The sequence below is a fragment of the Larkinella knui genome (assembly GCF_003858645.1).
GTDB lineage: Bacteria > Bacteroidota > Bacteroidia > Cytophagales > Spirosomataceae > Larkinella > Larkinella knui.
The window spans coordinates 834,714-861,160 of record NZ_RQJP01000002.1; the positions used below are offsets into that span (position 1 = coordinate 834,714).

Annotated in this window: 15 protein-coding genes; 13 read left to right on the forward strand and 2 right to left on the reverse strand. The window is 53.6% G+C overall.

The window, feature by feature from the left end:
* The first annotated feature begins 23 nt into the window (after positions 1-23).
* The 4 genes from EHT87_RS12335 (at position 24) to EHT87_RS12350 (ending at position 5,977) form a co-directional block, all read left to right on the forward strand.
* The gene (locus tag EHT87_RS12335) at positions 24-701 is read left to right on the forward strand and encodes an ABC transporter ATP-binding protein (protein WP_114403935.1); all 678 of its coding nucleotides are present in this window, start codon (positions 24-26) and stop codon (positions 699-701) included.
* A gap of 42 nt (positions 702-743) precedes the next feature.
* Positions 744-938, forward strand: coding sequence for a hypothetical protein (locus tag EHT87_RS12340; protein ID WP_124906922.1), 195 nt, complete (start codon positions 744-746; stop codon positions 936-938).
* Positions 939-1,046: 108 nt separating this feature from the next.
* The gene (locus tag EHT87_RS12345) at positions 1,047-3,467 is read left to right on the forward strand and encodes an ABC transporter permease (RefSeq protein WP_124906923.1); all 2,421 of its coding nucleotides are present in this window, start codon (positions 1,047-1,049) and stop codon (positions 3,465-3,467) included.
* 92 nt (positions 3,468-3,559) lie between these two features.
* On the forward strand, positions 3,560-5,977 hold the full coding sequence (locus EHT87_RS12350; protein ID WP_124906924.1) for an ABC transporter permease: 2,418 nt from the start codon (positions 3,560-3,562) through the stop codon (positions 5,975-5,977).
* Positions 5,978-6,064: 87 nt separating this feature from the next.
* On the opposite strand, the gene EHT87_RS12355 is transcribed toward EHT87_RS12350, so the two are convergent.
* Complete coding sequence (locus EHT87_RS12355; RefSeq protein ID WP_124906925.1) at positions 6,065-6,532, reverse strand: Uma2 family endonuclease; 468 nt, start codon at positions 6,530-6,532, stop codon at positions 6,065-6,067.
* Positions 6,533-6,583: 51 nt separating this feature from the next.
* On the opposite strand from EHT87_RS12355, the gene EHT87_RS12360 reads away from it, so the two are divergent.
* Together EHT87_RS12360 and EHT87_RS12365 are read left to right on the forward strand one after the other, a co-directional pair.
* Positions 6,584-8,956 carry an ABC transporter permease gene (locus EHT87_RS12360; RefSeq protein ID WP_124906926.1) on the forward strand — a complete coding sequence of 791 codons (2,373 nt, stop codon included), beginning with the start codon at positions 6,584-6,586 and terminating at the stop codon, positions 8,954-8,956.
* A gap of 60 nt (positions 8,957-9,016) precedes the next feature.
* Positions 9,017-11,467 (forward strand): ABC transporter permease, encoded by a 2,451-nt coding sequence (locus EHT87_RS12365; RefSeq protein WP_124906927.1) that lies wholly within the window; start codon positions 9,017-9,019, stop codon positions 11,465-11,467.
* 49 nt (positions 11,468-11,516) lie between these two features.
* Here the strand turns inward: EHT87_RS12365 and EHT87_RS12370 are convergent, their stop codons facing one another.
* Positions 11,517-11,966, reverse strand: coding sequence for a hypothetical protein (locus tag EHT87_RS12370; protein WP_124906928.1), 450 nt, complete (start codon positions 11,964-11,966; stop codon positions 11,517-11,519).
* 54 nt (positions 11,967-12,020) lie between these two features.
* Here EHT87_RS12370 and EHT87_RS12375 point away from each other — a divergent pair, with 54 nt between their 5' ends.
* The 7 genes from EHT87_RS12375 (at position 12,021) to fdhA (ending at position 26,272) form a co-directional block, all read left to right on the forward strand.
* Positions 12,021-14,438 (forward strand): ABC transporter permease, encoded by a 2,418-nt coding sequence (locus tag EHT87_RS12375; RefSeq protein ID WP_124906929.1) that lies wholly within the window; start codon positions 12,021-12,023, stop codon positions 14,436-14,438.
* A 20-nt stretch (positions 14,439-14,458) separates the two neighbouring features.
* The gene (locus EHT87_RS12380) at positions 14,459-16,834 is read left to right on the forward strand and encodes an ABC transporter permease (protein ID WP_185716197.1); all 2,376 of its coding nucleotides are present in this window, start codon (positions 14,459-14,461) and stop codon (positions 16,832-16,834) included.
* A gap of 40 nt (positions 16,835-16,874) precedes the next feature.
* Positions 16,875-19,283 (forward strand): ABC transporter permease, encoded by a 2,409-nt coding sequence (locus EHT87_RS12385; RefSeq protein ID WP_124906931.1) that lies wholly within the window; start codon positions 16,875-16,877, stop codon positions 19,281-19,283.
* Positions 19,284-19,407: 124 nt separating this feature from the next.
* Positions 19,408-21,762 (forward strand): ABC transporter permease, encoded by a 2,355-nt coding sequence (locus EHT87_RS12390; protein ID WP_221622014.1) that lies wholly within the window; start codon positions 19,408-19,410, stop codon positions 21,760-21,762.
* Positions 21,763-21,850: 88 nt separating this feature from the next.
* The gene (locus tag EHT87_RS12395; protein WP_124906933.1) at positions 21,851-24,226 is read left to right on the forward strand and encodes an FtsX-like permease family protein; all 2,376 of its coding nucleotides are present in this window, start codon (positions 21,851-21,853) and stop codon (positions 24,224-24,226) included.
* Between the two features lie 91 nt (positions 24,227-24,317).
* On the forward strand, positions 24,318-24,749 hold the full coding sequence (locus EHT87_RS31265) for a hypothetical protein (protein WP_185716198.1): 432 nt from the start codon (positions 24,318-24,320) through the stop codon (positions 24,747-24,749).
* A 332-nt stretch (positions 24,750-25,081) separates the two neighbouring features.
* Positions 25,082-26,272 (forward strand): formaldehyde dehydrogenase, glutathione-independent, encoded by a 1,191-nt coding sequence (gene fdhA, locus EHT87_RS12405; protein WP_124906934.1) that lies wholly within the window; start codon positions 25,082-25,084, stop codon positions 26,270-26,272.
* The last annotated feature ends 175 nt before the right edge of the window (positions 26,273-26,447 follow it).

Consider the following 26,447-nt stretch of genomic DNA (forward strand, 5'->3'; position numbering starts at 1 on the left):
CAATCAGAAACCAGTTCAGCAATATGATACGTACCGTAAATCTACAGAAAGTTTTTGCGACTGAAGAAGTCGAAACCACCGCGCTGCACGGCATTTCCATGGATGTCAAGGATGGCGAATTCGTGGCCATGATGGGCCCGTCGGGCTGTGGAAAATCCACGCTGCTCAACATCCTCGGCCTGCTCGACAACCCGTCGGAAGGCGAATACCACTTCTACGGCACCGAGGTGTCGAAGATGTCGGAACGCCAGCGGGCGCAGTTGCGGAAAGGCTCCATCGGCTTTGTGTTTCAGAGCTTTAACCTGATCGATGAACTGACGGTTTACGAAAACGTCGAACTGCCTTTGCTGTACCTCAAAACACCGGCCGAAGACCGCAAGAAAGCGGTTGAGGAAGTGCTCGAACGGATGAACATCATGCACCGGCGCAACCACTTCCCGCAACAATTATCGGGCGGGCAGCAGCAACGGACGGCCATTGCCCGCGCGGTGGTTGCCAAACCCAAGATGATTCTGGCCGATGAACCGACGGGTAACCTCGACTCTACCAATGGGGAGGAAGTGATGAAATTGCTGAACCAGTTGAATACGGAAGGAACGACCATCATCATGGTGACGCACTCACCCTACGATGCCGGTTTTGCCCACCGAATCGTCAACCTGTTCGATGGCAAGATTGTGACGGAAAATTTCCACGTCTAAAAATCGGGTCTTCCCCGGCTGTGCCCGGAAGACCCCACTCCTATGAAAACGTTATTCCTTTTGCTCGTGATGGTTTGCCTGGGCCAGTCTGCTTCCGCGATTGGCCATCCACACAACCTTTTTTCGGCCCACCGGAAGGTGAAACAGTATGTACCGAAAACGAGGGACAGCCAACGATCAGATTGCAAATTGCCGGAACCGACCTTGGTAAAATTTGTCCGGGCGCTGGCCATTTAAGCGCATCCACACCATTCGAAGCGGTACACAGGGTTGCCATTTGAAGCCAGACCCTGTGTACCGGTCTGTTTATACGTTTATCCGAACCGGCGAACCGGCTTCTTTCGTATGCTTTTCAACTACATCAAAATTGCGCTGCGGAACCTGTGGAAACACAAAACGTTCGCACTGGTCAATGTCATTGGCATGTCGGTAGCTTTTGCGAGCTGCCTGTTGCTGTTTCTGGCCGCCTGGTCGCACCTGACATTCGATAACTTCCACGCCAACGGCGAGCAGTTGTACATGATTTATCAACAATCGGGGCCAAAGGAAAAATCGGCCACGATGCCCGCTCCGTTGACACCGGCCCTGCGGCAAGACCTCCTGCCGGAAATTGCGCACATTACGCGGGTGGTCGACGGGGGCGGTGCCGTGCGGTATCGCGATCAGGAATTTGAAAAAAGCATCCGGTTTGTCGATCCCGATTTTTTCGAGATGTTTTCATTTCCGCTGCGGAAAGGCCATTCGCTCACCGTTCTCAACAGCCTGAGCAGCATCGTTATCAGCGAAAAAACCGCCCAGTCTATTTTTGGAACGGCCGACCCCGTCGGAAAAACACTGTCGCTGCGCGTCGGTGAAAGCTGGAAACCGTTCGTGGTGTCGGGCGTCGTCGCCGATGCACCCACCAATTCCAGTCTCAAATTCGATATGCTGGCCCGGTTTGAAGCCTATCCGGAATACCAGCAAAATAAAGATCAGTGGGACAACCGCTTCCACTCGGTCTTTATCCAGGTCGATCGGAAAACCAGCCAGGCCGCGTTTGAAAAACGGCTCCGGCCTTTCGTTGCCAAATACTTTGCCGGTAACATCCGGAATCTGAAACGCGACGGCGGCCAACCCGACGAAAACGGCGACCTGACCAGCCTGCGGTTGCTGCCCTTGGCCGATTTGCATTTCGACACCGAAATTGGCGGAGGCAATGGCTCGCCCGTCAAGCGATCCTACCCGATTCTGCTGCTGGTGGTCGCCGGTTTTATCGTGCTGATTGCCTGCATCAACTTCATCAACCTTTCCACCGCCCGCTCCATGACGCGCTCCCGCGAGGTCGGTATGCGCAAAGTGCTGGGTGCCCTCAAACAGCAGCTGGTTTTCCAGTTCTGGGGCGAAGCCTTTATTCTTTGCCTGCTTTCCCTGGTCTTGGGTAGTCTTTTGGTGCTGGGTCTGGTGTCTGAACTTAACAACATTTTAAAAACGAAAGCATCCCTTTCGTACCTGACCAGCCCCGGCGTCCTGATTTCTATGGGGGTGGTTTTTCTGCTCATTACCTTCGTAGCCGGCGGCTATCCGGCCTTGTTTGTGGCGCGGTTGAACACCATTCAGATTCTGAAAGGCCGGGTGTCGCTGGGCAAAACCGGGGCGGTTCGCAATACGCTGCTGATTGTTCAGTTTGCCATTGCTACCTTTCTGATTGCCTGCACATTGATTGCCTGGCAGCAAGTCACGTTTCTGCGGAATATGCCGCTGGGGTTCAATGAAAACCAGGTGATTAGCATTCCTGTCGGAAACTCGGTCAACGGGCGGCAGGTCCTGAAACTTTTCCGGGATAAACTCGCCCAACAGCCCCGCGTTCTGAGTGTTACGGGAGCCTACAAGAATTTTGGGCGCGGTCTGGACGGTTCAACCGTTACATCCATTGTGGGTTTTGAGCACAAAAACAAAGTGGTTCGGAGCCACTGGCAGCCCATCGATTACGACTACCTGAAAACCCTCGACATCAAGCTGCTGGCCGGACGCGATTTTTCCCGGAAATACGCCACGGACACCACCACCAGCGTCATCATCAACGAAACGATGGCGAAAGAACTGGGCGAGAAAAACCCCGTCGGAACCCTTCTGAACGTAAACGACGGCGAACCACCCCTGGTGGTGATCGGCGTCGTGAAAGATTACCACCACGAATCGCTCAAGAAAACCGTCCAGCCCAATACGCTGCTCATGAACCAGGAGTGGCCGATTGGGTACGTTCTGGTCAAAATTGCCCCGGACAACGTACCGGCCACGATGGCGGTTTTGAAAAGAGCCTGGGAGGATGTTGCGCCCAAATCCGAATTTCAGGGTAGCTTCCTCGACGAAAATACCGACCGGCAATACCAGTCGGAAGAGCAAATGGCGAAACTGTTTATCACAGCCGCCGGAGTGGCCATTGTGCTGTCGTGCATGGGTTTATTCGCCATTGCCATCATGATCATGGCGCAGCGGACCAAAGAAATCGGCGTCCGGAAAGTCCTGGGAGCCAGCGTCGCCAGCATCGTCGCGTTGTTGTCGAAGGACTTCCTGAAACTGGTCCTGGTCGGTATTGTCATTGCCTCCCCCCTGGCGTGGTGGCTGATGAACCAATGGCTGCAGGAATACGCGTTCAAGATCGACATTGAATGGTGGGTTTTCGCCCTCGCCGGTTTGCTCGCCATTGTCATTGCTTTCGTGACGGTCAGTTTCCACAGCATCAAAACCGCTTTGATGAATCCGGTGAAGAGCCTTAAAACGGAATAACGTACCCACGGGCTAAAGTCCGTGAAACCTCTATACATCCAGAATCTCACGGACTAAACGGGGCCGCCCGGCGGTCCGTGGGTACAACCAACATGCTAACGAACTACTTCAAAATCGCTTTTCGGAACCTGGTACGCCATAAGGTGTTCTCGGCCATCAACATCGTCGGGCTGGCCATCGGAATTGCGGCTTGCCTGCTGATTTTGCAGTACGTCGACTTTGAGTTGAGCTACGACAACTTTCACGCGAAGGGCGACCGGATTTACCGCGTCAAGCAGGACCGGTACGACAAAGGCAAGCTGAGCACGCAGTGGGCCGGGGGCGCACAGGCGGCCGGAAATTCGTTCAAAGCCAACTTCCCGGAAGTCGAAGATTACGTGAAAGTGCTGAAACGCCGGGCGTTGATTGCCGATTACGGCGAAAAAAGCCTGAAAGTCGAGAAGGTATTTATTGCCAGCCAGTCCTTTTTCAAGATCTTTTCGTACCCGCTTCTGGCCGGTGACCCCAATACCGTGCTGACCGAACCCAATACCATCGTGCTGTCCGAATCGGTGGCTAAAAGGCTGTTTGGCAAGGAGCAACCGCTTGGCAAAACCATTCGGTTAAACCAGCAAAAAGCCGTCAAAGTAGCGGGCGTCTACCGGGATATGCCCGCCAATACGCATTTACATGCCGATCTGCTGATTCCCCACGTGACGTTTATCAAGGAAGTTGGGCCGGATAACAACCCGGATAACGCCTGGATGTGGGACGGTGCCCTGGCGTATTTGCTGCTGCGCCCGGATGCCAGCCCGAAAGCCCTGGAAGCCAAATTTGTTCCGTATATCGAAAAAACCATCGGCGCAGAACTGAAAAAATACGATGCCGGTGCAGTATATACGCTTCAACCCCTGAAAGACATTCACCTTTATTCGCACCTGATGGAAGAGGCCGAACCCAACGGCGACGGCAATACGGTTTATCTCCTGCTGGCGATTGCGTTTTTCATCGTCGTCATTGCCTGGGTCAACTACATCAACCTCGCCACGGCGCGGGCCATCAACCGGGCCAGGGAAGTCGGTATTCGCAAAGCCGTCGGGTCGCAGCGGGGCCAATTGATCCGGCAGTTTCTGATCGAATCGGTACTGCTCAACGGGTTGGCCGTTGTTCTGGCCCTGGGATTCGTCGTTGCCGTCATGCCGCTTTTCAATTCGTTATCGGGCCAGCATCTGACGCTGTCGTTGCTGGGCAACTGGACGTTCTGGCTGGCGTTGAGCACCTTATTTGTCATCGGAACCTTCTTTTCGGGTTTATATCCGGCTTTTGTCTTGTCCGGTTTCCGGCCGGTAACGGTTTTGAAAGGCAAGATGGTGACTTCGCGGCAAGGCATTATTCTGCGGAAATCGCTGGTCATTTTTCAGTTTGCGGCTTCGCTGTTTCTGCTGGTCGGAACGCTGGCGGTATTCCGGCAAATCAGCTTTATGCAGGAGCAAAGTCTGGGCATCAACATCGACCAGACGCTGGTGATCAACCCGCCCATTATCCGGACGGATTCCACCTTTATGCGGCAAATGGTGGCTTTCAAGGAAGAACTGTTGCGGCAACCCACCATTCGGCACGTGGCCGCGTCGTCGGTTGTTCCCGGCCAGGCGTCGGACTGGAACGCGGGCGGTATTCGACTAAAAGGGGCCGACGAAAGCAAAGGCAGCCAATACCGGGTCATTGCCGTCGATTATGATTTCCTGAAAACCTTCGACCTGAAACTGCTGGCCGGACGCGATTTTTCGAAAGAATACGGTCTGGAAAAGAAAGCCGTCATCTTCAACAAAATGGCCATCAAGCAATTAGGGTTCAACAACCCGGCGGAGGCCATTGGCAAAGAAATTGATTTCTGGGGCCAGCCTTTTACGATCGTTGGCGTGACTGACAATTTCCACCAGCAATCCCTGCGCGATGCTTTTGAACCCTTGATTCTCCGGTTGATTCCCGACGCGGGTGGTTATTTCTCGATCAAAATGGCATCGAGTGAGTTGAAAACCACCATTGCGACGGTGCAGAGCGAATGGAACCGGTTTTTTCCCGGTAACCCGTTTGAATATTTCTTTCTGGACGAACATTTCAATGCGCAGTATCAGGCCGACCAGCGGTTTGGGCAAGTCTTCGGGTTGTTCACCGGTTTAGCCATTCTGGTGGCCTGTCTGGGTCTGTTCGGGCTGGCATCGTTCACCACGGCCCAGCGGACGAAGGAAATCGGCATTCGCAAGGTGCTGGGAGCGTCGGTACCCGAAATCGTGCAGATGCTTTACAAAGAGTTTGCCATCCTGATTCTGATTGCCTGCGTGGTAGCGACTCCGCTGGCGTGGCTGGCCGTGAGTCAGTGGCTCAACACGTATGCGTTCCGGGCAGATCTGCAATGGTGGCTTTTTGTCCTGCCGTTCGTGCTGGTGCTGGCCATTGCGCTGTTGACGGTATCGTTTCAGTCGGTGAAGGCGGCTTTGATGAATCCAGTCACCTCACTGCGTTCGGAATAGTACCCCCGGACTTTAGTCCGTGAGATACTCACCTATTCTGATGCCACATTTATGCCCAGTATCTCACGGACTAAAGTCCGGGGGTACTTAACGAAAAACATACGAAGTGTCGAGTTCAATTGCAGTGATGGGATCAATTAACACGCCTTCCGTTGAGGTCAGGCGTTTTCCATCGGAAGTCATAACCTGAATCAGTTGAAGCCCGGGTACAACAATCCAGACGGTTTCAACACCAGCAGGGAAGTAGATTTTAGTTACTTTATCTGTAATATCAGACAAGCCCTGTTTCGGCGACAGGACTTCGATGGCTAATACCGGCGGTTTCTTGAAATAAATAACGTCATTGAGCCAGTCGTAAGGCATTTTGGGATAGACACAAATATCCGGTTTGCACTTGCCGGTTGATAACTCAAGTTCGAGTTCGGGGAATATATCGTATTCCCCATCATACCGACCAAGAGCGACACTGATCCGGTAAATTAAGCGGGAATGGTTCAGCGACATAATGTCTTCGGAGTGGTATTCTTCGATCAGATCATGAAAAGGCGTTTCCATATCACAACGGGGTTTTTTCAAAAATAACGAAAACGAATCAATAACGGTCTTATGATCCGCAATTACTTCAAAACCGCCTGGCGTGGTTTGCTCAACAACAAAGGCTATTCGGCCATCAACATCGGCGGGCTGGCCGTGGCGCTGGGAATCGGCATTCTGCTGCTGTGGTGGGTGAAAGATGAAATGAGTTTCGACCGCTTTCACACGAAGGGCGACCGGATTTACCGCGTCAATGGCGGATTCGGGTCGGGGGACGCCCAGCAGTTTGCGAACCGGATTGTGGCTCCTGTGGCGGCCCATGCCCGACAACAGATGCCGTCGGTGGAAGACGCCGTGCGAATCGTGGATAACTACGACACGTCGCCGTTCAAAGTACAGGACAAAACCCTGGTGGAAGAAAAAGCCGTCTACGTCGATCCGGGTTTCTTTACCTTTTTCGACTTTGAATGGGTGAAAGGAAACCGCCAGCGGCCTTTTCCGGATATACAATCGGTGGTCCTGACGGAATCGGCGGCTTTGAAATACTTTGGCCGGGCCGAGCCGGTGGGAAAAGTCCTGTATTCGATTCCCAAGAAACAGAACTTCGTCGTGAGCGGTATTATCCGCGATTTTCCGGACAATTCCAGCATCAAATGCAACATGCTGTTTCCCATCGAAATCGTGGCCAAAGGCTATCAGGCCAACGACTACTGGAAGTCCATGGATTCGGATTGGGGCAACTGGTATGCCCAGACTTTTTTCCGGATCGATCCGCGTGCCAACCTGGATAAGATCGTCAAAACGCTGAACGACGTTCACCACGCCAGTAACAAGTACGACCAGGTGACGGTTTACCGGCTGCAACCCCTCGATGACATCCACCTCTACCGCCCCGACGGCACACCGGGAGCTCTGCAGGAAGTGAAAATGATGGGCATCGTCGCCTTGATTCTGCTGGCGATCGGCTGTATCAACTACGTAAATCTGGCCACCGCGCGGGCCACGCAACGGGCGAAGGAAGTGAGTGTCCGGAAGGTGGTAGGCGCGGGTCGCGAACACCTGATCGGCCAGTTTCTGGCCGAGTCCCTGCTGATTTTTATCGTGGCGCTGGTGCTGGCCATCGCATTGATCAAGGGGATGGAATCCACCTACCACGAACTGACCGGCAAAACGCAACCGTTCTCCCTGGCCGATCCGCAGACGTGGCTGGTGCTGGTGGGCGCGCTGGTCTTTACCCTGGCCGTTGCGGGCATCTATCCGGCGTTGGTTTTGTCGTCGTTCGAACCGCTGAAAGTGTTGCGCGGGAAAATGGCCACGGGTGGCAAAGGCGTCACGTTCCGGCAAACGCTGGTGGTGACGCAGTTTGCCTTTTCGACCGCTTTAATTGTCGGAACGATCATTATCGGTAACCAACTGCGGTTTATGCGGGAACGCAACCTGGGATATGACCGGGAAAACGTCTTCGCTTTCTGGATGACCGGCGAAATGATGAAGCATTACGATGCCGTCAAAGCCGAACTGTCGCGCCAGCCCAGCGTCCGGAGCGTCACCGCTTCGAACGGAAACCTGCTTAGTTTAGGCAATTCCACCGGCGACACGGACTGGGACGGGAAGCCGAAAAACAGCATGTTCATCGTGACCCGGATGCAGGTCGAGAAAGACTTCATGGCCACCTTCGGCCTGAAAATGGCGCAGGGAGAAACCTTTACCGGTTCGCCGGCGGATTCGATGCATTACATCCTGAACGAAACCGCCGTCAAAAACGCGGGCATCAAAAATCCGATCGGCAAGAGTTTTACACTGGGTCAGACCAAAGGCACCATCATCGGTGTGGTGAAAGATTTCCATTTTGCATCACTGCGCCAGAAAGTAGATCCGGCGGTTTTCTACTACCGACCGAATCATGACTACGGTCGGCTTTACATCAAAACGACCGGCCGCGATGCCGCCAAAGCCGTTGCGGCAACTGAAAAACTCTGGAAACGCTACAGTCCCGATTATCCGTTCGAGTACCAGTTCATGGACGACCAGTACAACGAAATGTATAAATCGGAACAGCGGACGGGGCAATTGTTCAACTTTTTTGCCGGTATTGCCATTCTGGTTTCGTGCCTCGGCTTGTTCGGTTTGGCAACCTTCACGGCCCAGCAACGGACCAAGGAAATCGGCATCCGCAAGGTGCTGGGGGCGTCCATTACAGGCATTGTCGCCTTGCTTTCCAAAGATTTTCTGAAGCTGGTATTAGTGGGCATTCTGATTGCCTCACCGATTGCGTGGTGGGCCATGAGCCAGTGGCTTAAAGCGTTTGCCTACAAAATCGACCTGGAATGGTGGGTGTTTGCGCTGGCGGGTTTGCTGGCGGTTCTGATTGCCTTTGCCACCGTGAGTTTCCAAAGTATCAAAGCCGCTCTGATGAATCCGGTTAAGTCACTGCGTTCAGAATAAAGAATTAAGAGTTGGCTGACGCATACAACTCCTAATTCTTCACTCATAACTATAGCGATTATGCTGACCAACTATCTAAAAATCGCCATCCGGAATTTGCTGCGGAGCAAGACGTTCTCGGCCATCAACATTCTCGGCCTGTCGGTCGGCATGACGTGTTGTATGTTGCTGCTGCTCTACATTCGTAGTGAATTATCGTTCGATCGACACCATCAGCACGCGAAGGAATTGTATTTGATGGCGAGTGCCGCAAAATCACCCGGATTGGATGAAGAATATCCCCGCCTTTCGGGGCCGCTTGCAGCCGCCATTCAATCGGAATTTCCGGAGGTTGAAAAAGTCGCGCGGCTCTACGTAAACATCATGGATGACAAAACGCTGTTGCAGGTGCAGGAAGCGGGCAAGCCAATGAAGTCATTTTATGAAACGCAGGGGTATCAGGTTGATTCAACCTTTTTTGATCTGTTTTCCTATGAATTTACGGAGGGAACGCCCCAAAAGGCGCTGTTTCAGACTAACTCGATTGTGTTATCGGAAGAAGTAGCGCAGAAACTTTTCGGAAAAACGCCGGCACTGAATAAAATCGTTCGGATCAGCGGATCGACGGGTAATGGCGAAAATTTCCGGGTTACCGGCGTTTACCGCGACCAGAGTTCCCATTCTCACATCGACGCCCGGTTTTTTGTGCCGATCTATGCGGGCATGATCGGCAATTACCTGCGTTATCGGAAAATGGACTATACCAATAATAACCTGTTTAACACGTACTTACGGTTAAGACCAGCTTCCGATCCAAAGCAGTTGGAACAAAAAATACCGGCGTTTGTCGAAAAATACATGCGCAGTGAACTGAAACGGTACGGATACGACAAAAAACTGTTCTTGATTCCGGTTCCGAAACTGCATTTGTATAGTTCGATTCAGAGCATCGTGACGCCGACCAACAGCACGAAGTACCTGTACATCCTGGCGTCGATTGCGCTTTTCACGCTGCTGATTGCCTGTATTAATTTCATGAATCTTTCGACGGCACGTTCGGCCAAACGGGCGGCTGAGGTCGGTATCCGGAAGGTGATGGGGGCCGAGCGGAGTTCGCTGATCGGTCAATTTCTGGGCGAGTCGATGGTCTTGTCGTTAATTGGGCTGTCGATTGCCTTTGTGCTGGTTTCGCTGCTTCTGCCGGTATTCAATCAACTGGCCGGTAAAAACTTGCAGACTTCCGAGTTGATGGAACCGCAGATTGTCCTGGTTTTCAGCGGACTAGCTCTACTGACCGGTTTGATAGCAGGAAGTTATCCGGCTTTTTTCCTGTCGATGTTCAATCCGGTACAAGTGCTGAAAGGTCGGTTTGTCAACAGTCTGTCGGCGGTGGCCTTGCGCCGTGGACTGGTGGTTTTTCAGTTTGTAGTCTCGATCGGTCTGGTGCTGGCGACGTTCGTTATTCAGGAACAGATGCGGTTTTTACGGAATCAGTCGCTGGGTTTTACGCAGGATCAGCAGATTGCCATTCCGCTGCGAAGCACGGAGTCGCGCGGGATTTATTCGGTGTTTCGGAACGAGATTTTACAAAATAGCCAGGTGGTTTCGGCGGCCGGAACCCAGTATTACCCCGGCATTGTCAACCCCACGGATTTCGGTTTGTATCGCCCCGACCAAACCGTCAGTGAAATGCAGAATATCAAAAACAGCGAGGTCGATTTCGACTACCTGCAAACCATGGGTTTCAAGTTGGTTGCCGGGCGGCTGTTCTCGCGGCAGTTTCCGGGTGATACCAATAACCGGCTTGTTGTCAATGAATCAACGCTGCGGAAACTCCGGATTCCACTCAAGAAAGCCATTGGGCAAAAGCTGAACTTTAACTGGCAGGGACAGACGTATCAATACGAAGTGATTGGTGTCCTGAAAGATTTTCACTACGAAAGTCTGCATCAACCCATTGAACCTTATGCCTTTATGTTGATGACCCGCCCGAACTTCAACTACATGATTGCGCACGTCAACACGGAGAATATGGAAAATGTGCTGAGTTTTCTGGAAAAGAAATGGAAAGCCCTGCGCCCCGACGAGCCGTTTGAATACACCTTTCTGAACGAGGATTTTCAGAAAAATTATCAGGCTGAAGTTCGAACATCCGGTATTGTCACCTATTTTACCGCCATTTCCATCCTGATTTCGTGCCTCGGCTTGTTCGGTCTGGCGGCTTTTGCGGCCCAGCAACGAACGAAGGAAATTGGCGTCCGAAAGGTACTTGGCGCATCGATAACCAACATTGTGCTGTTGCTTTCCAGGGATTTTCTGAGGTTGGTGATCATCGCCATTGTGATTGCCTCGCCGGTTTCGTGGTGGGCCATGAACCAGTGGCTCCAGGATTTTGCCTATAAAATTGCGATTCCGTGGTGGATTTTCGTAGCCGCCGGTGGCTTAGCCCTGTTCATCGCTTTTATCACGGTGAGTTTCCAGAGCATCAAAGCGGCTTTGATGAATCCGGTTAACTCACTACGTTCAGAATGATTAGTGAAGAGTTATGAGCTGTATGCGTCAGCCAACTCTTAACGCTTCACTAAAGAAACGAGTGGAGGTCGAGTTGGAGCAGTTGTGAAAACGAAGGCTCATCCAAAACCCAGCCGATGCCTTTGTGATATTGGTGCCATTGCTGGCTTTTGTAATTGTAAACATACCCTTCGACGATTCCGTAGTTGTCTTCGTCGACCAGTTGCATTACTTTTTTGAGGTCTTTTTTCAGGCCCTCCTGATTGCAGACTTCGACAATGATGGGACTTTCGGCGGTTTCGTTGTCATAAAGCAAAAGATCCGGAACCGGGCTGGCTTTGGATTCATCGAGCATCGTTTCCGGGAAGGGTTCGAGCGTAATGGTGCCTTCAACGTAGTACAATAGACCCAAATGGGTATTGAGTTTACTGATCACGCGCTGATGGTCTTTGAGGCCGTAAACCGCCATCTCCTCCTCGCGGACAAACGCGTAATCGGAAGGAACGTTCGGATAGTTCATAAGTCGGAATTGCGTGTGGTCAAGTAAATCAAAGATACGTAAATACAAACCGATATGCTTCGTAATTACTTCAAAATAGCCTGGCGGAATCTGCTGAAGCATCCAACCACCACCAGCATTCACCTGATCGGGCTGACGCTCGGGCTGACCACCTGCCTGTTGATTCTGCTGTTTGTGCAAAACGAATGGGGCTATGACCGGACGCTCAAGCTGGGCGACCGGATGTACCGCGTAAACCTCATCCGGACAACGGGCGCGGAAGTCGAGAAGTCGGGCATTACGCCGTATCCGCTGGCTCCGGCCTTGCGAACCGATTTTGCTGACTGGCAAAAAGTGACGCGCATCCACGCCGACCGCGACCTCTCCGTGCTGGTTTCGCCCCAGAAAGTGCTGAAAGAAGATAACGTCGTTTTTGCGGAACCCGACTTCCTCGATCTGTTTGATTTTCAGATGGTGCAGGGCAACGGCAAAAAGATTCTCGCCGAACCGAATCAGGTGATTCTGACGGAGAAAACTGCTCAGAAGTACTTCGGTTCCGCTTCGCCCATTGGCAAAACGCTGCGGCTGGGCAACGACCTGACGGTTCAGGTGGCGGGCGTCATGCGGGATGCGCCGGCGCAGACGAATTTCCCGGTAACGATGCTGGTTTCCTTTTCGTCGATGAAAACCTTTTTCTCGTTCGGCATCGACCAGTGGGGACTTCGGTCGGGCGGCAGTGTCTTTGCGGTATTGCCCGACGGCAAGTCGCCGGAACAGTATGCCGCCCGGCTTCGGCAGGCCGAAAAAAAATACTTTTCCACGCGCGACGGCGAAACCAGCACCTTTGTTCTCCAGCCGCTGCACGACATTCACTTCAACCCGGACTATGACGGCACCATCCTGGCTCCCGCCATTTCGCCGACGTATCTCTACGTATTTGGGGCCGTCGGCCTGTTCGTGCTGCTGATTGCCTGCGTCAATTTCATCAACATGTCGACCGCCCGGGCCATGACCCGCGCCAGGGAAGTGGGCGTCCGGAAGGTGATCGGCGCCACGCAAGGCCAGCTGGTGTGGCAGTTTTTGAGCGAAGCCTTGTGGCTGACCGGTATTTCGGCCCTGCTGTCTTTTTTCCTGACTCGTGGCATGTTACCGGTCGTCAATGATTTTTTGCAGAAGCAGATTACGGCACCGGGAATCCAGACCAGCGGTATTCTGGTGATTCTGGCGTTGTTCACGGCTTTGCTGGCTGGCTTGTATCCGGCTTTTTTCCTGTCACGCTTCCGGCCCATCCGGGCCCTGAAAACCACCACGGAAGCAGATGGTTTGCGCTCGGGCCGAGTCTGGTTGCGGCAGGGATTGGTGGTTTTTCAGTTTTCAATTTCTCTGATTCTGGCGGTGGGCGTGCTGATTATTTACCGGCAGATGAATTATTTCCGGCACAAAGACCTGGGTTTCAAACGAGATGCCATCGTTACGGTCGGTATTCCGGATTCGAAGAAAATGACGGTTCTGGGTCAGTCCCTGCGGCAGATTCCGGGCGTCGAGCACCTTTCGTTTGCGTTGGGAGCGCCCACATCGCCCAACAATTTCGGAACCGACATGCGCCCCGATCCGGCGAACCCGGCGAAGAAAATAACCATTTCGCTCAAACTGGCCGACGCCGATTACCTGAAAACGTATGGCTTGAAACTGATTGCCGGACGATTCCTCGAACACCGCGATACGCTGGCGATTTCGGGGAGCATTCCGGAAGAAAAACGGAGGTATGTTTTTGTCGTCAACGAAAATACCGTCAAAGCCCTGGGATACGCCAAACCGGAACAGGCATTAGGACGTAAAATTCGGGTGGGCATCAACGACATCGATGCCGAAATTGTGGGCGTCGTGAAAGATTTTCACACCAGTTCGCTGCACAAACCGATTGAGCCGATGGTGATGATGAACCTGCCGGAGTTCTATTATTCCGTGGGGCTCAAACTGCGGACGAGCAACTACGCAACCACGATGGCGGCCCTTGAAAAAGCCTGGAAACAAATCTACCCGGATGGCTTGTTTGAAGCCAAATTTCTGGACGACAGCCTTCAGGAATTGTACGAAGACGAGCAGCGGCAATTCTCACTCTTGCGCGTATTTGCCGGTATTGCACTGATAATCTGCTGTTTAGGCTTATGGGGACTGGCCACATTTACCATCGAACGGCGGACGAAAGAAATCGGCGTCCGGAAAGTGCTGGGTGCATCCGTTACGGGAATTGTGGCCCTGATTTCCAGAGACTTCCTGAAACTGGTATTGCTGGCACTCGTCATCGCCACGCCGATTGCCTGGTATGCGATGGACCGCTGGCTGAACGAATTCAGCTACCGCATCGACGTGGAATGGTGGGTTTTTGCGCTGGTCGGCGCGGCATCCATTTTGATCGCTTTTGCCACGGTTTCGTTCCAGAGCATCAAAGCGGCTTTGATGAATCCGGTGAAATCATTGAAGTCAGAATAAACGTTTTTCGTTCTTACCCTATGCTAACCAACTACCTCAAGATTGCCCTGCGCAACCTCTCGCGCAACAAACTATTTTCGCTGGTTAACATCATCGGACTGTCTTTGAGCATGGCCGTCGGAATCGGGATGTTGACCAGTCTGAAGGCTAATTTTGAGACGGATCATTTTCATCCATACCTGGAGCGCACGTTCCGCATTTTGACGGATGCCACGGCACCCGAAAGCAAAACGCGCTGGGCCACCACTCCGCAACCAATCGCATCCTCCATCCGGCAAATGAGCCCGGTCGAAGACGTGGTACAGGTGAGGCAGGGTGGCACAGTCCGGGTACTGACCGGGAAAGGAGAAATCGACATCAGGACGGTTTTTACGGAACCTTCCTTTTTCAACGTCTTTGGGTTCTCGCTTGTATCGGGAAATGCCAGTATGGCTTTGCAGTCACCGCAAACGGTGTTGTTGAGTCAACCGGTTGCGCTCCGGCTTTTTGGCGGACAGGATGCGGTGGGGCAGACGGTTTTGTTCGACGGGCTGGGACTGTTTACGGTGGCGGGTATTATTCAGGAGCCGCCTTTACGGACGCACCTGCCCGTTGAAGCGGTATTCTCCCTGCAAGCCGCCCGGAGTCTGGAAAAAAACGGGCGTATTCCCGCGTTGTCGGAGGAGTGGACTGACTACAAATCCACGGCCACGTATGCCCTGTTACGCTCGGCCGACGATGCTCCGGCCTTCAATCAGTTGCTAAGTCGTCTGTACCCAAAGTCACAACAGGCCGGCCAACGGCAGACGCTGGCTTTTTCGGCGCAACCCCTCGAAGACATTACCCCCTGGGACCCGGCTATTCGGAATGACCTGCACGCCGGGACAAACTGGTCGGGCATTGGGCTGAACCTGTTTTTAGTAGCGGCTCTTACCCTGCTGGCGGCTTTCAATTACACCAGTCTGTCGTTGGCGCGATCGCTCACCCGGGCGAAAGAAGTTGGCATTCGCAAAGCGAGTGGTGCGCTGGGCAATCAGATTATGAGCCAGTTTCTGACCGAGTCCACCCTCATCGCCCTGCTTTCGCTGCTGGTCGGTTTTTTTCTCTGGTATTCGGTTATCAATTCGGGCTGGCTGCCACAATCCGATGCCCGCGCATCCTGGCCCGATGCTTCGTTGATGGGCTGGCTGTGTCTGTATGCGTTGTTGACCGGTTTGGCAGCGGGAGCAATCCCGGCGGGTTTCCTGGCGCGTTTTCAGCCGGTAGAGGTGCTCCGCAATTTGCAGACGATTCGCCTGTTCCGGGGCGTCGGTTTTTATCGGGTTCTGATTGTTATTCAATTTGCCGTTACCACCATGCTGATGGTGTTTCTGGTGGTGTTGCGCGACGTCGGTGTCAAGACCAGCGACCGCTTAAGGGGCGTATTACCCACCAACGTGGTGCTGCTCTCACTCCGGGGGGAGTCGGCGGCAACGCTCAGATTGCAACTGGAGCAACTTAGCCAGGTTCGGCGCGTAACCGCCACCAATCAGGTAGCCGTTTATCCCGCCATGAATACCTGCACGCTGCGGGTAGCGGGTGTTCCGACCGCCCGGACGGTGGTTTCAAAAGCCATCGATGAAACGTATGTTCCCGTTTTCGGACTGACCATGCGGGCGGGTCGAAACCTGCCGCCGAATCGTTCGTCAAACCGGGAGCAATACGTGCTGATCAATGAAATGCTGGCGCGGCAGCTTCCCGGCAACAAACCCGAAACCGCCGTAGGGCAACGGATTCGCCTTGATTCGGCGGAAGTTTTCGTGGCGGGTGTCGTGGTGGAACCCGACGCTCAACTGGCTCCTGCGCAGGCTACCGTTTACCGCTACCAGCCCAATCTGGCGACTCTGCTGGCCCTACAAACCGAACCGGGTAGCGAAGCCGCCGTGATGGAACGCAGCCGCCGTATCTGGCAGCAATTGGTGCCCAACCGGTTGCCCGAAGTGTATCGATACGATCAGAAAATTCACGAGGACTTCCAGAGCGGTTTTGGTCAATTGAATACCTTTTTTGGCTTTTTCTGCGGACTGGTCATGCTGGTAGCCTGCCTGGGAATTTTGGGAATCTCGGCCTACGCTGTGGAAGTACGCACACGGGAGATTGGCATTCGCCGAACGCTGGGCGCAGGACCTGGAGAAGTAATCTGGACCATGTCGAAAACGTTTGTAAAATTGCTCATGTGGGCGGGCGCATTCGGCATACCGGCGGGCTGGTTCTGCGGAAAACTGTTGCGCGACCGCATGGCGTCCAGCGTTGACCTGGGGCCCGAAAACCTGCTGATGGCTTTTGGACTCGTGTCGTTGGTGGCCGCATTGACGGTGTTGTCGCAGACCATCAGGGCATCCTGGATAAAACCCGCAGACGTATTACGTGGTGAATAAAACTCACTCCATCATTTCGCAAAAAAACGCTCTTAACCTTATGCTAAGAAACTACTTCAAAATCGCCTTTCGGAATCTGTGGAGAAACAAGGTTTTCTCCGGTATCAACGTGTTTGGGCTGGCCGTCGGGCTGGCGTCATGCCTATTGCTGTACCTGTACATTTCGCACGAGTTAAGTTACGATAACTTTCAGCAGAAAGCCGACCGAACGGTGCGGGTCGTGATGGAGTACAGCATGGAAGGGCAGGTCAATAAAGTACCCGTCACCGGAACGAAGGTGGCACCGGAATTTGGGCGGCAGTTTCCGGAGGTCGAAGCGGGCGTCCGGCTGGAAAACCGCCAGGCCGTCGTTAGTTTCAAGGATCAGAAGTTCAGCGAGAAACGGGTAGTTTATGCCGATTCGGCGCTGTTTTCCATCTTTTCGTTTCAATTGAAACAGGGAAATCCCAAAACCGCGCTGGCGGGCCCTAACCTCGTCGTTTTGTCGGAAACGTCGGCCCGAAAGTATTTCGGCAGCGAAAATCCGGTCGGAAAAACCGTGCGGATCAACGCCGGAGGTGGGGACAAGGAGTATGCCGTGACGGGTGTCGTGCAGGATTGTCCGGCCAACTCCCAAATCAAATACGACCTGCTGGCGTCGTTTACCACGCTCTCCGCGTCCAAAGATGAACAGTGGTTTTCGGCCAATTATGCCACGTATTTACTGCTGCGCAAACCGGAGTCGATTGCCACGCTGCAGGCCAAGATTCCCGGTTTTATGAAAACGCAGTTCAGCAAGGAAGAGATGTCGGGCGGTAATTACCTGACTTACAGCCTCGAGCCTCTGCGGAGTGTGCACCTTCATTCGGACGTCGAGGGGAATTTCGAACCCAACGGCGACCTGCTTTACATCTATATTTTCGGCTCCGTTGCGTTGCTGATTCTGGTCATTGCCTGCGTCAATTACATCAACCTGGCGACTTCGCGGGCCGTGGAGCGGGCGCAGGAAGTGGGCGTTCGGAAGGTGATGGGTGCGTTGCAGGCGCAGTTGTTCGGACAATTCATCGGCGAGTCGGTTCTAGTCACCTTCACCGCTTTGGGCCTGGGCCTGTTGCTGGTTTACCTGACCCTTCCGTTGTTCAACGAGTTGACCGACCGGGCATTTTCATTCGCCAGTTTGATGCAACCGCCGAATCTGCTGGGATTGTTCGCGCTTGTGCTGCTGGTCAGTTTTATTGCGGGTGGCTACCCGGCTTTGGTGCTGGCCCGGTTTGAGCCGGTTCGTGTTCTGAAAGGGCATTTAAAAACCGCCGGAGCCGGGCACTTCCGCCGGGCGCTGATCGTGTTTCAGTTTGCGATTACCGCCTTCCTGATTGTCTGTACCTTGCTGGTTCGCAACCAGTTGTCCTATATTCAGGATAAAAAACTCGGCTACAGCAAAGATCATGTGCTGGTGTTGCCTGCCGATCGGGATGTGAACGAAAAAATCCGGGCGTTGAAATCCGAGTTCCGGCAGAATGCGAATGTGCAGCAGGTGACCCGGGCCTACGAATCGCCGGTGTATATCAACGGCGGCTACGGCATGCACCGCACCGGCACCCCCGAAGACCAGTACAAATCGGTAACGGCCCTGCCCGCCGACGAAGATTTTGTCAAAACGATGGGCCTGCGGATTGTGGTGGGTCGCGACTGGACGCCCGCAGATCTGGAACAGGCCACCACACCCGGCAGCGACAGTTTGCGCCATTTTCATTTTATCCTGAATGAATCGGCGGTGAAAGAAATGGGCTGGAAATCGGCCCGGGAAGCCGTTGGCCAGAAAATGGATATGGGCAAGCAAAGACCCGGTATCGTTGGTGCCGTGATCGAAGATTTTCATTTTGCCTCCATGAAGCAGAAAATCAGCCCGCTGGTCATTTTTCCGGAACAGGGTGGTCACGTGCTGCTGGTAAAACTGTCGGGAAGCCAGTTGCCCAACACGCTGCAGTTTCTGGAAGAAAAGTGGAAAAGCCTGGTACCGTCGCGTCCGTTCGAGTACGAATTTCTGGATGAAGAATTCAACAAACTGTATTCTGCCGAAAGTCGTACCGGTCAGATTTTCAGCGTCTTCTCTTTTCTATCCATTCTGCTGGCGTGTCTGGGTTTGTTCGGGTTGTCGGCCTATACAACGGCGCAGCGTACCAAAGAAATCGGCATCCGGAAGGTGTTGGGCGCGTCGGTGCCCAACATTGTGCTACTGCTTTCCAAAGATTTCCTGAAGCTGGTTTTGATCGCGATCGTTCTCGCTTCGCCCCTGGCGTGGTGGGCCATGAACCGCTGGTTGCAGGACTTCGTCTACCGCATCGACGTGGAGTGGTGGGTCTTCGTCGTCGCTGGCGTCATTGCCGTCGGTATTGCGTTTGTAACGGTTTCGTTCCAGAGCATCAAAGCCGCGTTGATGAACCCGGTGAAGAGCTTGAAGACGGAATAGCGTACCCACGGACCGCCCCGTTCAGTCCGTGTTTTTATTTATTCAACACGTAGTTCAAAAACACGGACTTTAGTTCGTGGGTACGAGCATGATCCGAAACAACCTCAAAATCGCCTGTCGTACCTTGCTTCGGCACAGAATTTACTCCGGTATCAACATTTCGGGCTTAGCCGTGGGTCTGGCGACGACGCTCTTGATTCTGCTCTGGATACATCATGAGATCAGTTATGACCGGTTTCACACCCAGCACGACCGCATCTACCGGGTGATGCTGAATCTGTCGCCCCCTTCCGACGCAACGCAGACCTACGAGAGCGTACCGATGCCGATGGCCGACGCCCTCAAGCGCGAGATACCGGGCGTGGCGCGGGCGACGCGCTTTTCGTGGGGTGAACGAACGTTGTTTTCGTTCGGCGACAAATCGATCACGGAGGAAGGGCGATCCGTCGAACCGGACTTTTTGAAAATCTTCCATTTCCCGCTGCTAAGGGGTAACCCGGCCACCGCATTGACCGAACCCAATACCTTGTTGATTACGGAACGGCTGGCCCGAAAATACTTCGGAGCAACCAATCCGGTGGGGAAAGTGATTCACATCGATCAGTCAACGGATTGTAAAGTGGTCGGCGTACTGGCCGACATCCCCACCAACTCGACCCTGCGATTTGATTACCTCCGACCTTTTCAAGCGAAAAAAATTCAATCGGCCGATTGGGCGGATAACAACATCCAGGTGTTTGTGATGCTTACGCCGGGGGCCAGCGCAGAAGCGGTTCAAACCCAATTGCAACGGATGACCCGTCGGCACCTGCCCACCATGAAGGACCGGGCGTACTTCCTCCAGGCCATGAACGACTGGTACTTGCGTACCGATTTCAGGAACGGGCGCTACGCCGGGGGCGGGCGCATCGTGTACGTCCGGCTTTTTGGCCTGGTCGCTCTGTTTGTGCTGTTGATTGCCTGCATTAATTTCATGAACCTTTCCACCGCCCGGGCGATGCAACGGGCGAAGGAGGTAGGGGTTCGAAAGGCCATCGGGGCCAACCAATCGATGCTGATCCGGCAATTTCTGGGCGAGTCCCTGCTATTGACCTTTCTGGCTGGCGGGCTGGCCGTGGGGCTTGTGTTGCTGGTGTTGCCATTCTTCAATGAGCTGCTGGGAAAACCGTATTTCAACGCACCCGCTGAAAACCGGATTTTTATCGACTGGCAGAACCCGGGGTACTACGGGGCCTATTTCGGGGTATTGTTGCTAACGGGTTTGCTGGCGGGTTTGTATCCGGCTTTTGTCTTGTCGTCGTTCCAGCCGGTTCGGGTATTGAAGGGTTTGCGTACCTATACCGTACGGACCGGATGGCTTCGGTTGCCGACCATCCGGGAATCGCTGGTGGTCGTGCAATTCATGGCAAGTGTCCTGTTGGTGATTGGTACGGTCGTTGTTTACCGGCAGATCCGTTTCATTCAAACCATCAACCTGGGCTACCAGAAAGAGAACGTCTTGTACTTTAATTGGGGCGATATCGACATCGACCGGTTGGAATACGCCCTGCAAAAAATCGCTAACACACCGGGCGTAAAAGCCGTTACATTGGCCAACACCGATTTTCTGGGCATCGGGCGCAAAAGCTACCCCACCTGGCCCGGCCAACCCGCCAACGCCCAGGTGCTGACGGGTATCCTGAACGCCGACGCTAATTTGCTGCCGACGATGGGGATTCAACTCAAAACGGGCCGGAATTTTTCGCGCACCTTCGCCACCGATACCGCCAACGTCATCCTGAACGAGGAAGCGGTCCGGCAAATGAAGCTGAAACGACCTATTGGTCAGTTGATGACGGCAGAGGGTATTTCAGGAAAGGTCATCGGCGTGGTCAAAGATTTTCATTTGTCCACCATCCATATGCGCATCGAACCGCTGATTATCCGGTATCGTCCGGCAGAGACGCAGTTGATTTTTGCCCGAATCGACGGGCATGACGTACCCGGTACGGTCCGTGCGCTGGAGAAAACGTATCAGTCGCTCAAACCGGGCTTTTTGTTCAACTATATTTTTCTGGATCAGGGCTACGACTGGATGTATCGCACTGAACAACAGGTGAGTACGCTCGCTACCTGGTTTTCGGGTCTGGCCCTGTTTATTTCCTGCCTGGGCCTGTTCGGACTGGCTTCGTTCGCCGTTGAGCGACGAACGAAGGAGATCGGGATTCGCAAGGTGCTGGGAGCATCGCTATCCGGTATTTTTATGCTGATCTCCGGCGAGTTTGTGGTCCTGGTGCTGGTCGCCATAGCCCTGGCGTCTTTTCCGGCCTGGTACGTGATGAACGACTGGCTGAGCCAATTCGCCTATAAAGTAAATCTCTCGTGGTGGATTTTCGCTTTGGCGGGGTCGCTGGCGGTTTTCATTGCCTTGCTGACGGTCGGTTTTCAGAGCATTCGGGCGGCTTTGATGAATCCGGTCAAGAGCTTGAAGACGGAATAGCGTACCCACGGACCGCCCCGTTCAGTCCGTGTTTTTATTTATTCAACAACCATTTCAAAAAATACGGACTTGAGTCCGTGGGTACGTTATGATCCGGAACTACGTCAAAATCGCCCTTCGCCAACTGCGATCCAACCCATTGTTCAGCTTCCTGAACATCCTCGGTCTGACCGTCGGACTGGCCGTCAGCACGTTCATCGCCCTCTACGTCTGGCACGAGTTTCATTACGACCGCCATCATCCGTTCGCCGGGCGGACCTACCGCCTGTTGTCAGTTTCCAAATACGGTGGCGATGAGTTCATGATGGCCGGTTTGCACGAGTCGTTCGCTACGGCCATTAAACAACAGATTCCGGAAGCGGAAGAGGTGGTGCGGTTATCCGACGGGTTTGGCGATGTCGTATTGCAGTCGGATGAAAAACACCGGTTTAAAGAAGAAAATATTGGTATTGCCGAAAGTCCGGCTCTGTCGGTTCTGGGCCTTCGCCTGCTCAGTGGGAATCCGAAAACCGCCCTCAGCGAACCGGGCCGTATCGTGCTGACCCGCGCCCTGGCTGAAAAGTATTTCGGAAACCAGTATCCCATCGGACGCCCGTTGGTCTACGACAAACACTACACACTCACGGTTTCGGGCGTGCTCGACGACCTGCCGACCAACTCGGTGCTCCAGTTCAACGCGCTGGTGTCCTTAAGCTCGATGCCAACGCTGGGGCCAAATGCGCAAAATATCTATAAATCAGCCGGTTTTTTAACCCATTACCTGGTGCTTCGTCCGGGAGCCAACATAGCCCGGGTTGAAGCCAAGCTCAAAAAAGTAAATGCCGGTATTCAGTTCGTGGATATAAGTGCCAACTATGTTCTCGAAGCGATGCCTACGCTGCACCTCGACAGCCGGATGGCACCCAAAACCGCCCGGCAATCGCTCTACATTCTCCTGACCGTTGCCCTGGTCATTCTGGCGTTGGCGGTCATCAATTACGTGAGCCTGACCACCGCCCGCGCCACCAAACGCGCCCGCGAGGTGGGCGTTCGGAAAGCCGTTGGCGGACAGCGAAATGAGTTGATCGGCCAGTTTTTTACCGAATCATTCCTGACTACTACCCTGGCTTTTGTCCTGTCGCTGGGCGTTTTGCAGGCGTTGTTTCCGTGGGCCAATCAGGCACTGGACCTGCACATGGACAACCGGGTGTTGCAACAGGGGCCGTATTGGGGTTTGCTGCTGACATTGTGGCTGGGGTGTTCGCTGCTGGCGGGGAGTTATCCGGCGTTGCTACTGTCACGGTTCCGGCCACAGGAAGTCCTGAAAGGCACCATGAGTTCGGGCCGCAGCGGGGCCGCCGTTCGCCGGGTGTTTACCACCATGCAGTTTGCCACCTCGATCGGTCTGCTGATTTGCAGCATTGTGTTGTATACCCAAATGCGGTTTTTACGCACTAAAAATCTGGGCATCAACCGGTCACAAGTCGTTGCGATGAAGATCGATGCCGAAATGGCGACGCAATTTCCGGCCTTGCGCGATGAAGTCCGGCAGTGGGCGGGTCCCGAAAACGTGGCGGTTTCCAATACGGCTTTGTTTACCAACAACATCTCTACCTGGTTTATGAAGACGGAAAAAACCAAAAAGCAGGTGATGGTGAATGTGCTGGCGGTGGACAAAACGTTCTTTAAAATGATGGGAATTCGCTGGTTATACGCGCCCGTCGGCTGGGATCAAAAACCGGTCACAAACGAGCTAACGGTTTTCAACCAGACGTTGATGAAGGAAGCCGGAATCAAAGGCAATCCGCTGCACCAGGCCCCGCCCTTTAAGGACGTAAAAACCGCCGGTGTTGTCGCCGATTTCCACGTCCGCAGCCTGCACGGACCGGTTTCGCCCATGCAACTGAGTGTGGTGAGCGATACGTCTAAAGCGGTGGTAGCCCGGGGCGGTTTTCTGCTGGTTCGCCTGAATCCCCACACGGACGTGTCGAAATCACTGGAAAAACTGAAGGCCCTTTATGATGCCAGCAAACCGGCGGTGCCGTTCGATTATTATTTTCTCGACGATGCTTACGATAAGCTCTACGCCAAAGAGCAGCAGCTGATGCGGTTGTTTAACGGCTTTACGGGCCTGACCCTGCTGGTGGCCAGTCTGGGCCTGCTGGGGCTGATTACGTTCTCGGTGGAAGCCCGTACGAAAGAAATCGGCATCCGGAAAGTGCTGGGAGCCTCCGTCCCCGGGATTGTCACGCTGCTGTCCAAAGACTTCCTGAAACTCGTTGTGCTGTCCATGCTGATTGCCTCGCCCGTTGCCTGGTACGCGATGGATAAGTGGTTGCAGGCGTTTGAATACAAAGTGGCCATTCAGTGGTGGATGTTCGCCCTGGCGGGCGGTTCTGCCATGCTGATTGCCGGATTGACGGTCAGTTTCCAAAGCATCAAAGCGGCTTTGATGAATCCGGTGAAGAGTCTGCGTAGTGACTAAAATAAAATTTGTCTTCGCTCCATTTCTGCGGGTTATTCACAATATAAGCCTGAATACGCCGGAAAGAATCGTTCGTTCGAACAATATGATCATGGAAACGGGTTTGCCAGGCAAATTTTTCTCCGCCCCCATTCCATTTACGGATTTCGAATGTGGTTCGACCTTTATACCACCGGATGATTCGGGACAGGTTTTCGTGCAACATGGGATTTTTGTGGCCCGTTATTCCGCCGGTGATTTGATGCGCCGTAGAGACGCGATTAATCGCGTCTCCACCAATGGGCGGTTTATCGATATAAAGCAATCCATGCATGTGATTAGGCATAACGACGAACTCATCCAGTATAACGTATGGGAATTGGGTGGGGAGGAACTGCCAAATCTCGGCCGCTATTTTCCCGGCCGCGTTCAATTGCATTTCCCCATTTTGAATGCTGCCAAAAGCATGATGGCGTTCGTGCGTACAGATCGTCACGAAATAAGCGGCATTGGTTCCATAATCCCACGACTGCAGTCGGGTTGATGGAATCCGGTATTTATGTTTGTACAAATCATCCATATTCCCACAACGTAGAGACGCGATTAATCGCGTCTCTACCCCCAATATTCGCGTTTCGCCCCCCATTACCCACGTTTCGCCCCCTATTATTCGCGTCTAAAATCAGAAATGATCAGCACCAAAGGCGCGAATAACGGGGAATGGTATCGCCGGAGACGCGATTAATCGCGTCTGTACGCAGGCGGGCTAGGTTCGGGTTACTGCATAATAAACTTGGATATTAGTAGTATTTATTGGCATTATCTTGTAAATCGAAAGTTCATTTACTAAACCGATAACCCTTTAAACCTAGGAGTATGTGTCAAAACCACGGTGTTGCGTACATCAAACCCGGTGTGGTGGAAGTACAATCCATTGAATACCCCAAACTGGCGCTCGGCGACCGCAAATGTGAGCACGGCGTCATCCTGCAAATCGTCTCGACCAACATCTGCGGCAGCGACCAGCACATGGTTCGGGGCCGGACAACCGCTCCGGCGGGCCTGGTGCTGGGTCACGAAATTACCGGATTGGTCATCGAAGCTGGTCGCGATGTAGAATTCATCAAAGTCGGCGATCTGGTGTCCGTTCCCTTCAACATTGCCTGCGGACGTTGCCGGAACTGCAAGGTGGGGCAAACCGGTATCTGCCTGAATGTCAACCCATCACGCCCCGGTGCAGCTTACGGCTACGTCGATATGGGCGGCTGGGTGGGTGGTCAGGCCGAATATGTCCTGGTGCCGTATGCCGATTTCAACCTGCTGAAATTTCCGGACAAAGACCAGGCGATGGCCAAAATCCGGGATCTTACTCTGCTATCAGACATTTTCCCAACGGGCTACCACGGTGCCGTCACGGCGGGCGTGGGGCCGGGTTCCATCGTGTATGTGGCCGGGGCGGGCCCGGTTGGTCTGGCTTGCGCGGCTTCGTGTCACCTGCTGGGTGCGGCCGTTGTCATCGTCGGCGACATGATTCCCGAGCGGCTGGAGCAGGCGAAAAGCTTTGGCTGCGAGATCGTTGACTTACGAAAAGAAACGCCCTTGTCTGAGCAGATTGCCGAAATAATTGGCGTTCCGGAAGTAGATTGCGCCGTCGACTGCGTGGGTTTCGAAGCCCGCGGCCACGGTTCCGATGCCGGTGTTGAACGGCCGGCCACGGTATTGAACGCCATCATGAGCATCACCCGCGCCGGGGGTGCGCTCGGCATTCCGGGCCTGTACGTCACGGGCGATCCGGGGGCTGCCGACGATGCCGCCAAGGAGGGAAGCCTGAGCATTCGCATCGGTTTGGGCTGGGCCAAGTCGCACTCGTTCTACACGGGCCAATGTCCGGTGATGAAATACCACCGGCAGTTGATGAACGCCATTTTATACGACAAAATCCAGATTGCCAAAGCCGTCAACGTGGAAGTGATCAGTCTGGACAAAGCCCCGAAAGGTTACCAGGATTTTGATAAAGGAGCCGCCAAAAAATTCGTAATCGATCCGCACGGAATGATTCCGAATTGAGGCCCTACCGGCCTGCAAAATACCGCATTCGTAAACCTGTCCGTAAATGTACGCCCTGCGTCCGTTTACGGACATTTTATTTTATTTCTTCTGCGTATAAAATTGATTATCAGTTAATTAAAATTCTGGTATGTCATTTGGTCGAGCAAGAGCGGTACTTGTCTCCTCACGTCTA